The following is a 14,569-nucleotide window of genomic DNA, read 5'->3' on the forward strand; positions in this document are numbered from 1 at the left end:
GCGTCAGCCTTCCAAGCTGAATGTCGCGAGTTCGAACCTCGTCTCCCGCTCTTTTCTTTAAGCCGATGTAGCTCAGGGGTAGAGCGCTTCCTTGGTAAGGAAGAGGTCACGAGTTCAAATCTCGTCATTGGCTCTTTTGTAGTATATAATAACATACCTTTATATATTGATTTTCTATAACTAAGATTAAAATTATTTAAACATGGCAAAAGAGAATTTTGACCGTTCCAAACCGCACCTTAACATTGGTACTATTGGACACGTTGACCACGGAAAAACAACCTTGACTGCTGCTATTACTAAAGTATTGGCTGATGCAGGTCTCTCCGAAGCGAGAAGTTTCGACTCTATTGATAACGCTCCTGAAGAAAAAGAGCGTGGTATTACCATCAACACTTCACACGTAGAATATCAAACTAAGAACCGTCACTATGCACACGTTGATTGTCCAGGACACGCCGACTATGTAAAGAACATGGTTACTGGTGCTGCTCAGATGGACGGTGCTATCCTTGTGGTAGCTGCTACCGATGGGCCTATGCCACAAACTCGTGAGCACATCCTTCTTGGACGCCAAGTAGGTATTCCTCGTATCGTTGTGTTTCTTAACAAAGTGGACATGGTAGATGACCCTGAACTATTGGAACTTGTAGAAATGGAAGTACGTGAACTTCTTTCTTTCTATGATTACGATGGTGACAATGGTCCTGTAATCCAAGGTTCTGCTCTTGGTGCGCTTAACGGCGAACAAAAATGGGTAGATACTGTAATGCAACTTATGGATGCAGTAGATAGCTGGATTGAGCTTCCACAACGTGATATTGATAAACCATTCTTGATGCCTATCGAGGACGTGTTCACTATCACAGGTCGTGGTACTGTAGCTACAGGACGTATCGAAACTGGTATTGCTAACACTGGTGATGCAGTTGAAATCATCGGTATGGGAGCTGACAAACTTACCTCTACTATCACTGGGGTAGAAATGTTCAAGAAAATCCTTGACCGTGGTGAAGCTGGTGATAACGTAGGTCTCCTCCTCCGTGGTATCGATAAGAAAGATATCCGTCGTGGTATGGTAATCTGCAAACCAGGTTCTGTAAAACCTCACGATAAATTCAAAGCTGAGGTGTATATCTTGAAAAAAGAAGAAGGTGGTCGTCACACACCATTCCACAATAACTACCGTCCTCAGTTCTACGTACGTACAACTGACGTTACAGGAACTATCAACCTTCCTGAAGGAGTAGATATGGTAATGCCTGGAGATAACCTTACTATCACTGTAGAATTGCTTCAACCAATCGCTCTTAACGTAGGTCTTCGTTTCGCTATCCGTGAAGGAGGTCGTACTGTAGGTGCTGGTCAGGTAACTGAAATTCTTAACTAATTAAGGTAACTTAATTGTTTAATAAATAAAAAAGGGTTTTGGCAACAAAACTCTTTTTATACGGGTGTAGTTCAAGGGTAGAATAGCGGTCTCCAAAACCGTTGATGGGGGTTCGAATCCCTCCACCCGTGCCAAGATAGTTTTTACAAACTTTATAAAACGGAAAGTAATGATCAATTATATCAAAGAATCTTACGCAGAATTGACACAGAATGTTACTTGGACACCCTTTGCAGAGGCGCAACGCCTATTATGGGTAGTAACCATTTTCTCCGTTGTATTTTCCTTATTTATCGCTGGAGTTGATTTCATATTTGAGAGCTTCATCGCACAGATATTTAAAATTTTCTAAATGGCAGTCCTTGAAAAAAAATGGTATGTAGTACGTGCTGTAAGTGGTCAAGAGAACAAAGTAAAAAACTACATAGAGTCTGAAATTAGCCGCTTAGGGTATGCCGACTATGTAGAACAAGTACTTGTTCCTACCGAAAAGGTACCACAGCTACGTAATGGGAAAAAGATTAATGTAGAAAGAGTCTTCTTCCCTGGCTATGTCATGGTTAAGGCTGACCTCTCAGGAGAGATTTCCCACATAATCAAAGGTATATCAGGAGTAATAGGCTTCTTAGGTGAAACCAAGGGCGGTGCTCCTACTCCTATCCGCAAATCAGAAGTGAATCGCATGCTCGGTATCGTGGATGAATTGCAAGAAAAGGTAGAAATAGTTGTCATTCCTTATGCAGTAGGCGAATCTGTCAAGGTAATAGATGGACCTTTCAATGGCTTTACAGGAACTGTAGAAAAAGTCAATGAAGAGAAACGCAAACTGGAAGTGATTGTCAAAATTTTTGGTAGAAAAACCCCACTTGAACTTAGCTATACACAAGTGGAAAAAATATAAAAATCTTAGATAGAATTAAATTAAAGTTGAACAATGGCAAAAGAATTACACAAAGTAGTTAAACTACAAGTTAAGGGAGGTGCTGCGAATCCTTCGCCACCGGTTGGACCTGCCTTGGGGGCTGCTGGAGTTAACATCATGGAGTTCTGTAAGCAATTCAATGCGCGTACACAGGACAAGCCAGGTAAGATATTACCAGTTGTTATCTCTGTTTACAAAGACAAATCTTTTGAATTTGTTATCAAGACCCCACCTGCGGCAGTTCAACTATTGGAAGCAGCCAAAGCAAAAGGAGGTTCTGGAGAACCTAACCGTAAAAAGGTAGCCAATATCACTTGGGATCAAGTACGTGCTATCGCGGAAGATAAAATGCCTGACCTCAATGCATTCACTATTGAGAAGGCTATGAGTATGGTAGCAGGTACTGCGCGCTCTATGGGTATCGCAATCACTGGAGATAAACCTTTTTAATTGACGGACTATGGCAAAACTAACAAAGAAATACAAAGAGGCTTTATCTAAAATAGAAGCTGACAAACTATATAGCCTTGCAGAGGCAAGCAAGAAGATAAAAGAGATTTCTTTTACTAAGTTCGACGCTTCTGTGGATATCGCAGTAAGATTAGGAGTAGACCCTCGTAAAGCAAACCAAATGGTACGTGGTGTAGTAACCCTTCCTCACGGAACAGGTAAGGACGTACGCGTACTTGCTTTGGTAACTCCAGACAAAGAAGCAGAAGCAAAAGCTGCTGGTGCTGACTATGTAGGATTGGACGAGTACCTACAAAAGATTAAAGACGGTTGGACCGATGTAGATGTAATCGTTACTATGCCTGCTGTAATGGGTAAATTAGGACCTTTGGGACGTGTGCTCGGTCCTCGTGGGCTTATGCCTAACCCTAAAACAGGTACTGTAACCATGGAAATCGGTAAGGCTGTTCAAGAGGTAAAAGCTGGTAAGATTGACTTCCGTGTGGATAAAACAGGTATTGTACATGCCGCTATCGGAAAAGTATCTTTCTCTGCTGAGAAACTTACAGAGAATGCTAACGAACTTCTCCAAACCCTTATTAAGCTAAAACCAACCACCGCTAAAGGTACTTATGTAAAATCTATTTACCTTTCAAGCACTATGAGCCCAAGTGTCGCAGTAGATACAAAAGTAGTCTAACAACGTAGTTAAAAAAGAAGATTATGACAAAAGAAGAAAAATCAGTAATAATAGAGGATTTAACCGCACAGTTAGCAGCTAATCATGTAATCTATCTGGCAGACCTCACAGGCCTTAATGCAAAAGAAACAACTGACCTACGTCGCGCTTGTTTCAAAGCAAATATAAAATTATCGGTAGTAAAAAACACTTTCCTTGCTAAAGCAATGGAAGCTTCCGATAAGAACTTTGGAGAACTTCCTTCTGTACTTAAGGGAAATACCTCTCTTATGTTCGCTGAAGTAGGAAATGCTCCTGCAAAGCTCATTCAGGCTTTCAAGAAAAAATCCGACAAACTCCTTCTTAAAGGGGCTTATATAGAAGAAGCCGTATTCGTAGGTGATAACCAATTGGATACACTAGTGGCTATCAAGTCCAAAGAGGAACTTATCGGAGATATCATCAACCTCTTGCAATCGCCTGCTAAGAATGTTATTTCAGCTCTTAAATCAGGAGGTGGAAAGATTGCAGGAATTGTTAAAACACTCTCTGAACGTCAGTAAGACACACACATTAATTTTATTTATAAACCATTAAAAAACGATAGAAATGGCAGATTTGAAAAATTTCGCAGAACAATTAGTAAATTTGACAGTTAAGGAAGTAAACGAGCTTGCTCAAATCCTTAAAGATGAGTATGGTATAGAACCTGCAGCTGCTGCTGTAGCTGTAGCTGCTGGCCCTGCTGCTGGCGCTGGAGAAGCTGCTGCTGAAAAAACTGAATTTGATGTAATCCTCAAAAATGCAGGAGCTAACAAATTGGCAGTAGTGAAATTAGTAAAAGACCTTACTGGTCTTGGACTAAAAGAAGCTAAAGAAGTAGTAGATGGAGCTCCTTCTAAAGTGAAAGAAGGTATTTCTAAAGCAGATGCTGAAAACCTTAAGAAATCACTAGAAGAAGCTGGTGCAGAAGTAGAATTAAAATAATTCTTTTCTTAGTTTTTACAATACGAAAGTCTCTTCCCCACAGGGGAAGAGATTTTTTATTGAGAGACTTTCCACATTTTGCGTAAGCGTTTCTCGAATTGCTTGGGATCGGTCACCACCTCTGGCTTTCCCTTGCCTCCGTACAATACCAAGGCAGCGATAGTAGGGAGTTGGTCTATATCAATAATCCAAGACTTCTTGGCGTCTATTCTTACAAAACCACCTTTCACTGTAAATCCACAGAGACAATCCTTGGAAGCAGCCGGGAGTAAAGAGGATATACGCTCTTTTGCTTCCTTATAGGGAGGATACTTTTGAGCTACCTTATAATAGAGACCATGCTCTACAAAGAGAACTACTCTGTGAGGGTTTTTCGCCATAAAGTTGGTATAGATTGAGAGTTCCGTGTCAGAGGGGATTTTAGTAACATAGGATTTGCAGCTTATCATAAGCAGTGATAGCAGGAGTAACTTTTTCATAAGAAGTCATTAGCTTGAGAGAACAAAAATACAAAAATTAAAGAAAAAATGGGAGTAATCCCAAATATTTTTTACCTTTGTCCTATGAAAATAGAAGTATTAAAATCAAAAATCCACCGCGTGAAAGTAACAGGAGCGGACTTGGATTATATAGGGAGCATCACTATCGATGAAGCCCTTTTGGAGGCAGCTAACCTTATCGTAGGGGAAAAAGTCTCCATTGTAAATGTCAATAATGGTGAGCGCTTTGACACTTATATCATTCGTGGCGAGCGCAATTCAGGTACTATCACCCTCAATGGGCCTGCAGCGCGAAAAGTACAAAAAGGAGATATTGTTATTATCATATCCTATGCACTAATGGATTTCGAGGAGGCTAAGACCTTCCAGCCCACTGTCATCTTCCCTGATGAGCGAACAAACCTATTAGTTAATTGTTAATTATCAATTGTTAATTATCAATTTGCTTTGTATGATTAATAATTGATAATTAATAGTGTTGATCATGTTAGAAACCAAACATATAGAATACAAGCAAAAAGCAACTCCAGAGCTAGAGAAAGAAGTAGTAGCCTTTCTCAATAGTGAAGGAGGGGCTATCTATATTGGTATAGACAAAGAGGGACATACAGTTGGAGTAACTTCACCAGATACTTTGCAGCTGGAACTGAAAGATCGTTTTAAGAATAATATAGTTCCTTCTTGTATGGGACTTTTTGATATACTTGCAGAGAAGAGAGAGGGGAAAGATGTTGTCAAAATTATTGTGCTTATGGGCTATGAGCGACCTTACTACATTAAGAAATATGGGCTTTCGGAAAAGGGGGCTTTCATACGTATAGGAAGTGCCTCCGAGCCCATGCCTGTGAAACAGATAGAGGCATTATTTGTCAAGCGGACGCTTAATTCCATAGCAAGAATTAGGTCACCCAAGAAAGATTTGAGTTTTCAGCAGTTGCATATCTATTACCAATCTAAGGGGAAGACACTTAACGAACAGTTTGCTAAGAACTTAGAGCTTTTAAACGATGATGGGGATTATAATTATGTTGCTTACCTGATGAACGATATCAATAATATATCTGTAAGGGTAGCACGTTATGTAGGGATTAATCAGTTGGATTTGGTTCAAAATGAAGAATATGGACATGAGTCACTGATCAAGGCAACCCAACAGGTTTTAGATAAGCTCAATATAGAGAATCGTACCTTTGCCAAGATTACTCATAAGGAGCGTATAGAACGCAGACTTTGGAATGCAGTAGCACTTCGTGAAGCAGTGATCAATGCTTTTGTGCATAATGATTACACCTATGAGGTAGCTCCCAAGTTTGAAATTTTCAAAGATCGCTTGGTTATTACCTCCTGTGGGGGGCTTCCTCATGGAATTTCACAAGAAGAGTTTTTCTCAGGAGCATCTATTCCGCGAAATAAAGAGTTGATGCGTATCTATAGGGATTTAGACTTAGTGGAGCACTTAGGGTCGGGCATTCCGCGTATTCTGCAGACTTATAGTCGAGAACAGTTTAAGTTCATGGATAATTTCTTACAAGTCGTTCTTCCTATAGATGAAGATTTGCAAGCACTGATGCAGCAGGAAGGAACAACCATACAAGTATCCTCCGAGTACCCCGCAAGTACCCCGCAAGTACCCCGCAAGTACCCCGCAAGTACCCCGCAAGTACAATCCTTGTTGAGTGTATTTGAGGGAGTACATCACAGGGAGGATTTACAAAATAGATTAGGATTGTCTGATAGAGAATATTTTAGAAAAAACTACCTTAATCCTGCTATAAAAGAGGGTTTAGTAGCACTTACTATTCCTAATAAGCCCACCAGCAGCAAGCAGCAATATTTTCTTACAGAAAAGGGAAAAGAGGCATTACAATTAATGACAAGCGGCTAATCATTAATAAAAGGCAATAAAAAAGTGGAATAAATATTTTTTAATTCATTTTTTTTCTATATCTTTGCCGAGTATTTAAAAATAAAGTTTTATGAGTTTATTCGGAAAAATCTTCCAGTCTGTAACTGAGGAGGTAAAACTAAACGAACAAGAATCCTTTGCAGGGATCGCTCTTGCTATGGCAGGTGCCGATGGTAACGTAGGTCGTGGAGAATGGGACGAGATTGTAAATTACATGAACCGTCTTAGCATCTATGATAGCTATTCAGGATCTGCTTTTGACAAGCTTTTCGACAAACTTTTCCGCATCCTTAAGAAAGAAGGACCAGGTAGCTTGGTAGAAAAATCAGCTGCAGCACTTCCTTCTGAACTTCGCCTTACTGCCTTCGCTTGTGCAGTGGATATCGCTACTTCTGACGGAGTACTCGAAGATGAAGAAAAGGATATGATTAACCAACTAGCTGAATTGCTTACTGTACCTGAAAAAACCGCAATTTCTATTATTGAAGTAATGCTCATAAAGAATAAGGTTTAATCTTAATGACAAACGACTAATGACCAATGACTCATACTCATTGGTCATTTTTTTAGTAGTTAGTCACTTGTCATAGGTAATTATTCAAGGAGTTCTTCTAAGTGTTCTAAGGCATCGTTCTTTAGGGTATCTTCTTCTATAAGATGTTCGGAGAGTTCTTTTTTGCTCTGTTGGAGGCGGATAATCTTCTCCTCTAAGGTATTGCGGCTAACAAAGCGAATAACATTGACTTTGTTTTCTTGTCCTAATCGGTGAGCACGCCCAATAGCCTGTCGCTCCGTAAAGGGATTCCACCAAGGGTCAAGCAATAATACATAAGAAGCAGCGGTGAGGTTTAGCCCTACTTCACCTGCCTTGAGAGAGATAAAGAAAAAAGATACCTCCTTATCATTTTGAAACCGTTCTACAGCAATCTTTCGTGCTTCCAAGGGAGTAGCTCCTGTGAGCAATACGTACTTAATTTTTTCCTTTTTACACCAATCCTCATAAAGCGCTAAGTGAGAGGTAAAACTGCTAAAAATAAGGGTTTTCTGACCTGCACGCCACAACTGTTCTAAGTGGCTGATGACCTCTTCATATTTGCCTGAGGGAATCTCACTTTGCGGATCTATGAGCTTGGGATGATTACTAATCTGTCGTAGCTTGGTAAGCATATTGATTGCATTGAGTTTGAAAGCGGCAGGATCTGTCTCTGTATCAATACGTAGAAGCTGGTTACGGACTTTGGATTTTTCCTGTTCGTACCACTTCTCTTGTGCTTCACTCATGGGGCAATAGGCGATTTGTTCTTCTATATCGGGGAGGTCTTTTAGGACTTGCTGCTTGGTACGCCTAAGCAGGAAAGGACTAATAATCCCTTTGAGTTCTTCCAGTGCAATGGGGTTGTGCTTCTTCTCTATCTCAGTACGGAAATACTTGTTGAATTGGCTGTAAGTACCCAAGATATTGGGGTTGATAAACTGCATCTGTGCCCATAGGTCGGATAGGGAGTTCTCGATAGGGGTACCGCTAAGGGAGATTTTGTGTTCGGCCTTTAGGGCGCTAATAGTCTTGAATATCTGGGAATTGTTGTTTTTGATACGTTGGCTCTCGTCTAGGATGATATAGCGGAAAGTATAGCGCTCTAGTAGCTTGGCATCTTTAAGGACAATGGGATAGCTGCTCAGTACGATGTCGTAGTTGGACAGTCTGAGTGCTTTTGCTTTCCTATCATGGCCTACATATTGGGTGCAGGAGAGCTGTGGAGCAAAGCGCTTGATCTCCTCATACCAGTTGAATAGCAGGGAAGAAGGCATGATAATAAGGCACTTGAGAGCTTCCTTTTGGGGTTTGCCAAGATCAAAGATAGAGGTAGGGAAAGGGTTTTCCTTCTCGGGTAGGTTATCGTGTATATGCACTAAAAGGGCAAGGGTCTGCAAGGTTTTCCCCAGTCCCATATCATCGGCAAGGCATGCCCCTAAGCCATTGTAATGATGTTGTAAGAGCCATTTGACCCCCTCAGCCTGATAGGGGCGCAGTTGTGCTTTTAGGTTAGGGGAGGGAGTATAGTGAATTTCTGTCTTAGGCTTCTGTGGCTTGAGTTCGGGCAAGTCCTCCAATAGGGTATAGTTGCTCTTGGGGAGTTGTATTTTCTGATGGACGACACGACCAAACTTGCTGATTTTCTCATATTTGGCAAACCACTCCTTGGGAATAACAAATAGTGTGCCGTCAGGTAGGGGATAGAGTGGATTCTGCTCTCGTAGGTTCTTGACAAACTCCGAGAAATAAATCTGGTGCGCCCCTTGAGTAATAGTCATGCGAATATCAAACCAATCATTGGTCTCGGTGGTTTCTCCAAAGCTAAGGGTGTAGGGTTCGTTATTTACTTTTTGGTTATTAACTACCAGATCAGAGAGTATAAATCCTTGTGCCTGAAGGGTCTGCTTGTGCTTGAGCAGATGGAAATAGGAAGCGAAGGGGTAGGAATCTTTTATGAAAAAATTCCCATCTTCTTGTACAAAGCCGACTGCTTCGAGCTGTTGGATTCGCTCGGCTTCCTCGGTGGGGTTACGCTTGTAGTGTTCTATCTGTATATCCCCATTGGGTAAGACCTCTAGGTGGGATTGTTGGCTTCGGCTTTGGTTACTATGGAAGATCACCCCATCGTAATCAAAGGACAGAAACAGTTTGTAGGTATTGGTCAGGAAATCATGTACCCACTTTATATGAGTGGCTACCAAATGGTGTTTTTGAATAATATCAAAACCAATGGTGCTGATATCCACTTTTTTGATAATTTCCTTGAGAAATTTGTTGAAATATTCAGGTATGGTACTCTCAGGAATAACAACAGTTGTTTTATCCAAAAAGGGTTTAAGGTTCAGTGCCTTGATAGGGGCGACCTGTACCAAGGTCTGATCCATAACAATCCAACTTCCTTCTTGGCTTAGTAGGGTAATAGTATGCTCAGAGGGAATCAATTTTTCCCTATCCAATAGGAATAGGCGATAGGCAATACCTGTATGCGTTTTCTCAAACTCCAAGAGAGGTTGGAGTACCTTGTCCGAAAGGGTAAGCAGCTGTCGCTCCAAGGGGTGTTCCTTTTGGCAGTTCACCACGAGCCACAACCCATGTTGGGCGATAAGGATCAGAAGGGTGTTGACTTTTTCCTCTATTTGTTGTTGGATATACTTCTTTTTAGCTTTGTCCTTATACCGTTCAGATAGCGGATGTTTTTTGTCTGTATATTTCTCAAGTAATAGAAGAGGGTCAAGGCTATGGGTGAGCACCAAAGCCTCTTTTTCTTTTTGGGAGAGATCCAAAGGACTGTTCTTAAGCACCTCATCGGTAGCCTTCTTGAGCAAGTACCAACTATGATTCCGTTGCTCAGCCACGAAGGCATGCGGAAGGAAGAGTTGGAAATCAGTGTCGTAAGTGAAGTTAAAGAAGAGGTGCATAAGGGAACAGTGGTGGATTATTTTCCTTTGACAATTTTCTCTTGTCGGTTGATAGATTCTTGGTGGATTGCCTTAAAGATTTTTATTACAAATTCCTCACTAAGACCATATTGTTCACCTTCAAGAATCATCTTGCCAAGGATTTCATGCCAACGCGTGTTTTGTAGGATCGCCACATTGTTGGCTTTTTTGAGATGACCGATTTCATCGGAAAGGGACATACGTTTCTTGAGCAGCTCCAAGAGTTCATTGTCGATTATGTCAATACGTGAACGTAAGGAGGCAATTTGTGAAGCATAGTCACCTTCGCCAAAGGAGATTTGGCGGATACGCAAATCATTCATGATTTGGATAAGTCTTTCAGGGGTAACCTGTTGGGCAGCATCACTCCATGCCTCGTCGGGAGTGCAGTGTGTCTCTATCATAAGCCCATTGAAATTCAGGTCAAGAGCTGTTTGTGAGACATCAAAGATGAGCTCTCGCTTGCCTGTGATATGCGAAGGATCACAGATAAGAGGCAGGTCGGGGAACTTATTTTGTAGCTCAATGACTAATTGCCATTCAGGGATATTGCGATACTGGGTTTTCTCATAGGTAGAGAAACCGCGATGAATAACACCTAAGTTTTGGATATCTGCCCTAAGAAGACGTTCTATGGCACCTATCCAGAGAGAGAGGTCAGGGTTTACAGGGTTCTTGACCAAAATGATTTTGTCGGTACCCTTCAGCTCATCGGCAATTTCTTGTACGATAAAAGGGCTTACGGTAGAGCGGGCACCGATCCAGAGCATGTCGATATCATGTTCCAAGGCGAGCCTTACATGGTCTTTGTTGGCTACTTCGGTAGCGGTCTTCAGTCCTGTTTCTTTTTTGACACGTTCGAGCCACTTAAGCCCCAAGGCGCCCACGCCCTCGAACATACCAGGGCGGGTGCGAGGCTTCCAGATGCCTGCACGGTAGTAAGTGACATCGGTATCTTTGAGCGCATGAGCGATTTTGAGTACTTGTTCTTCGGTCTCGGCACTACAAGGACCTGCAATCACCACAGGGTGGGAGAGGTGTAGGTCATCGAGCCATTTTCGGTTTGCTTTGGTTATTTCCATTGTGTTAGAGGTTAGGTTCTAGGTTTTAGGGGTTAGAGGTTGTACAAAGAGACAAAAGTACAAAAAAATAACAATTAATAATTGACAATTAATTATATTCCCTTGTATTTCTCCACGAAGGCAGCGATTTTTTGGAAGACCGTTTGTTTCTTGGTCAGGTACTGAGGGTTGAGCGGACTCATCTTAGGGAGTATCTCTGTAAGGTCGGTTCCGTTCTCTGAAGAGTATCCCTTATGTAGAGAGGCTTGTATATAGCGCATGGCGGCCTCTGGGTTGAGATTCTCTTGGGCGATAAGGTCAGCGGCTTCTTCTTTTTGTCGCTCTTGGGCATAGGTAAAGAAAGTGGCAATGATAGCAGGCTTATCTTCAATAGTACTGAAATTGGCCTGATAGATAAAATCCACCAAAAGACTTTCTTTGGCACGGTTGCCAATGCTGGTGCGAATAATACGGCGTATGTCCTCGGCTAAGCTGTCTTTGTCCTTTTCTTTCCCATCGAAGATGAGTTCTAGGATATAATCCAAGTTGATTTCCTGCGACTTGAGCAGTTCCACCTCGAAGACAACATCTTCCCAATCCACTAAGAGGGTTTGCCCTTTTTCGCTTTCTTGCTCTCGGGAGAACCAATCGCGGATATCGTTATAGGTGGAACGGTAGTCCTGTAGGGTACGTTCGCTGAGCAGTTCCACCTGTTGCATAGTAGTCACTTGCTCAGGAGTGAGGAAGTGCGCTTGGCGGAAGGCCTCCACCGCCTCAGGGTCTTGCTTGTCTATAGCTTGGAAGTCTCTCAGGGAGGCGAACTCGTCATAGTTCTGGAGGATATTCTCTATTTGCAGGTACTCCCCGAAGAGCTTAACAAAGGCTTTTTTGTCGGCCTTGGTAATAATTTCCTCTGGATCCGGGAATTGCTCTTTGAGTAGGGAGACTACTTCCTTATACCCACGGCGCTCCTTGCCAGAGAGTATATCCTTGAAACCGTCCAAGTATTCTTGGTAGCTTTTCTCTAAGATGACATCTTTGGTCTTTTCTTTTCCAAAGAGCTTAATGGCCTTGATCGTTTCCTCTTCCAAGTTGCGGAAAGTAACAATATTGCCAAAGCGCTTGCTATCATTGTAGATACGATTGGTACGAGAGTAGGCTTGTATCAGGCCATGATAGGAAAGGTTCTTATCTACAAATAGCGTATTGAGCCGAGGGGCATCGAAGCCAGTGAGGAACATACCCACTACGATAAGTAGGTCTATTTCTTGGTTTTTGGTTCGCGCACTTAGATCCTTGTAATAGAGTTCGAACCCTTTACCCTCTAAGCTAAAATTGGTCTTGAATGTTGTATTGTAGTCCTCCACCACTTTGGTGAGGAACTCCTTAGCAGTAAGTTCCATAGCAGAGGGTTCAAAACTCTCTTCCTCTATCTCTCCCTTGGCCTGTTGTTCTTCGTTGGCGGCATAGGAGAAGATCGTGGCTATTTTCAAGGGGTGTGGACTTTCCTTTTGCAGAAGGTTAAGCTGCTGGTAGTAGCTTTTGGCAGCCTCTACGGAGCTAACCGCTAGCATGGCATTGAATCCCTTGTTGCTCCCTACCCCTCGGTGGGTCTTCAGGCGGAAGTTCTGCAGGATATATTGGGACACCTCCTGTATGCGCTGGGGGTGCATCATCAGCTGCTTGTACTTGGCACTGCTGAGCATTTCCTCGTTCTGCTCATTCTCTAAGGTGCTGAACTTAGGACGAACATCGTTATAATCCACCTTGAACTTGAGTACCTTCTCATCGCGAATGGCGTCGGTGATGATATAGGTATGTAGCTGACTACCAAATACGCTAGCGGTGGTCTCCGCTCCTAAGGCATTTTCAGGAAAGATGGGCGTACCTGTAAAACCAAATTGGTAGTAATACTTGAATTTTTTCTTGATATTTTTCTGTGCTTCACCAAACTGAGAGCGGTGTGCTTCGTCAAAGATAAAAACCACCTGCTGGGTATATATAGGCAGGTTGTTTTCGCTCTTGATCAGGTTGTTGAGCTTCTGAATAGTGGTCACAATAATCTTGTTGTCCTTCTTCTCCAAGTTCTCTTTCAGTCCCTTGGTATTGGAAGAGCCATTGACACTATCAGGGGAAAAGCGTTGGTATTCCTTCATGGTTTGATAGTCCAAGTCCTTGCGGTCTACCACGAAAAAGACCTTATCCACGAAGTCCAGTTCGGTCGCCAGCCGTGCCGCCTTGAAGCTGGTGAGGGTCTTACCCGAACCTGTAGTGTGCCAGATATAGCCAAAACCCTCGGTAGCACTCCACTTTTTGGCTTCGTGGGCGCTTCTGATCTTCCACAAAAGGCGTTCGGTAGCAGCAATCTGGTAGGGGCGCATCACAAGGAGCGTGTCACTGACATCCAATACCGAATAGGTAAGCACCACCTGCAAGAGTGTATTCTTCTGAAAGAAAGTAGCAGTAAAGTCCTTCAGATCTCGAATCAGATCGTTGTTTGCCTTAGCCCAGTGCATGGTAAAGTCAAAATTGTTCTTTTCCCGCTTGATGGTATTGGCGAAATAGCGGGTATCGGTGCCGTTGGAGATGACAAAGAGCTGCAAATACTTATAGAGCGAACTCTCGCTGTTGAAACTCTCCTTGCTATAACGGTGTACTTGGTTGAACGCCTCACGAATGGCCACCCCGCGCTTTTTGAGTTCTATCTGTACCAAGGGCAAGCCATTGACCAAGATGGTTACATCGTAGCGGTTGGCGTGCGAGCCTGTTTGTTCAAACTGGTTGATGACCTGCACCTTGTTGCGGGCGATGGCTTTTTTATCCATTAAGTAGATGTTCTGTATATGCCCATCGTCAAAGACAAAGTCATAGATATAGTTGTCATGTATCTTTCGGGATTTATCTACCAAAGAGTCAGAGGTACGATCCAAGTACTCCTCACAGAAGCGTTTCCATTCCTCGTTGGTAAAGACCACTTGGTTCAGGGTCTGCAATTGGGTACGGACATTGGCCAAGAGTGCCTCTGGGGTGGTAAGCTGTGGTAGGTATTCATAACCCTGTGCTACGAGGTCTTCGATAAATTCGCGTTCTAAGGCATGCTCACTTTGGTAGGTAGTGGGTGCCTCGCTCACTTTAGAGAGCTTGGTATAATCGTCCAAGACGATGTAGTTTTGGGTTTCGGCGATGGTGGTATAGGTCAT

14 protein-coding genes and 2 tRNA genes are annotated in these 14,569 nt (G+C 42.6%); 12 read left to right on the top strand and 4 right to left on the bottom strand.

The features are described from left to right. The first annotated feature begins 61 nt into the window (after positions 1 to 61). From Q0625_RS10245 to rplL, 9 genes are all read left to right on the top strand, one after another. A tRNA-Thr gene (locus tag Q0625_RS10245) sits at positions 62 to 133 on the top strand. A 69-nt stretch (positions 134 to 202) separates the two neighbouring features. Beyond that, a complete protein-coding gene (tuf, locus tag Q0625_RS10250; protein ID WP_298826718.1) occupies positions 203 to 1,390 on the top strand; it encodes an elongation factor Tu in 1,188 nt (395 codons plus the stop codon). Positions 1,391 to 1,450: 60 nt separating this feature from the next. Further along, a tRNA-Trp gene (locus tag Q0625_RS10255) sits at positions 1,451 to 1,524 on the top strand. A 35-nt stretch (positions 1,525 to 1,559) separates the two neighbouring features. Beyond that, positions 1,560 to 1,742: a preprotein translocase subunit SecE gene (gene secE / locus Q0625_RS10260; protein ID WP_298826721.1), complete on the top strand. Its 183-nt coding sequence runs from the start codon at positions 1,560 to 1,562 to the stop codon at positions 1,740 to 1,742. Then, positions 1,743 to 2,291: a transcription termination/antitermination protein NusG gene (gene nusG / locus Q0625_RS10265; RefSeq protein WP_298826724.1), complete on the top strand. Its 549-nt coding sequence runs from the start codon at positions 1,743 to 1,745 to the stop codon at positions 2,289 to 2,291. It abuts the gene before it with no gap. A 33-nt stretch (positions 2,292 to 2,324) separates the two neighbouring features. Next, positions 2,325 to 2,762: a 50S ribosomal protein L11 gene (gene rplK / locus Q0625_RS10270; RefSeq protein WP_298826727.1), complete on the top strand. Its 438-nt coding sequence runs from the start codon at positions 2,325 to 2,327 to the stop codon at positions 2,760 to 2,762. Between the two features lie 10 nt (positions 2,763 to 2,772). Further along, positions 2,773 to 3,462, top strand: coding sequence for a 50S ribosomal protein L1 (rplA, locus tag Q0625_RS10275; RefSeq protein WP_298826729.1), 690 nt, complete (start codon positions 2,773 to 2,775; stop codon positions 3,460 to 3,462). 23 nt (positions 3,463 to 3,485) lie between these two features. Further along, positions 3,486 to 4,004, top strand: a complete 519-nt coding sequence (gene rplJ, locus Q0625_RS10280; RefSeq protein ID WP_298826731.1) for a 50S ribosomal protein L10 — start codon at positions 3,486 to 3,488, stop codon at positions 4,002 to 4,004. 46 nt (positions 4,005 to 4,050) lie between these two features. Then, a complete protein-coding gene (gene rplL / locus Q0625_RS10285) occupies positions 4,051 to 4,428 on the top strand; it encodes a 50S ribosomal protein L7/L12 (RefSeq protein ID WP_009642430.1) in 378 nt (125 codons plus the stop codon). 56 nt (positions 4,429 to 4,484) lie between these two features. Here rplL and Q0625_RS10290 read toward each other — a convergent pair whose 3' ends face one another. Next, positions 4,485 to 4,907, bottom strand: a complete 423-nt coding sequence (locus Q0625_RS10290) for a hypothetical protein (protein ID WP_298826736.1) — start codon at positions 4,905 to 4,907, stop codon at positions 4,485 to 4,487. An 84-nt stretch (positions 4,908 to 4,991) separates the two neighbouring features. Here Q0625_RS10290 and panD point away from each other — a divergent pair, with 84 nt between their 5' ends. The 3 genes from panD to Q0625_RS10305 all read left to right on the top strand — a co-directional run bounded on the left by panD (position 4,992) and on the right by Q0625_RS10305 (position 7,348). After that, complete coding sequence (panD, locus tag Q0625_RS10295) at positions 4,992 to 5,348, top strand: aspartate 1-decarboxylase (protein WP_298826738.1); 357 nt, start codon at positions 4,992 to 4,994, stop codon at positions 5,346 to 5,348. 64 nt (positions 5,349 to 5,412) lie between these two features. Beyond that, the gene (locus Q0625_RS10300) at positions 5,413 to 6,813 is read left to right on the top strand and encodes a Fic family protein (protein WP_298826740.1); all 1,401 of its coding nucleotides are present in this window, start codon (positions 5,413 to 5,415) and stop codon (positions 6,811 to 6,813) included. Positions 6,814 to 6,904: 91 nt separating this feature from the next. Next, on the top strand, positions 6,905 to 7,348 hold the full coding sequence (locus Q0625_RS10305; RefSeq protein ID WP_298826743.1) for a tellurite resistance TerB family protein: 444 nt from the start codon (positions 6,905 to 6,907) through the stop codon (positions 7,346 to 7,348). Between the two features lie 80 nt (positions 7,349 to 7,428). Here Q0625_RS10305 and Q0625_RS10310 read toward each other — a convergent pair whose 3' ends face one another. From Q0625_RS10310 to Q0625_RS10320, 3 genes are all read right to left on the bottom strand, one after another. After that, complete coding sequence (locus tag Q0625_RS10310) at positions 7,429 to 10,287, bottom strand: DEAD/DEAH box helicase (protein ID WP_298826746.1); 2,859 nt, start codon at positions 10,285 to 10,287, stop codon at positions 7,429 to 7,431. A 17-nt stretch (positions 10,288 to 10,304) separates the two neighbouring features. After that, the gene (locus Q0625_RS10315; protein ID WP_298826748.1) at positions 10,305 to 11,390 is read right to left on the bottom strand and encodes a bifunctional 3-deoxy-7-phosphoheptulonate synthase/chorismate mutase type II; all 1,086 of its coding nucleotides are present in this window, start codon (positions 11,388 to 11,390) and stop codon (positions 10,305 to 10,307) included. Positions 11,391 to 11,482: 92 nt separating this feature from the next. After that, positions 11,483 to 14,569, bottom strand: coding sequence for a type I restriction endonuclease subunit R (locus tag Q0625_RS10320; protein WP_298826751.1), 3,087 nt, complete (start codon positions 14,567 to 14,569; stop codon positions 11,483 to 11,485).

Source organism: uncultured Capnocytophaga sp., assembly GCF_938029845.1.
Taxonomy (GTDB): Bacteria; Bacteroidota; Bacteroidia; order Flavobacteriales; family Flavobacteriaceae; genus Capnocytophaga.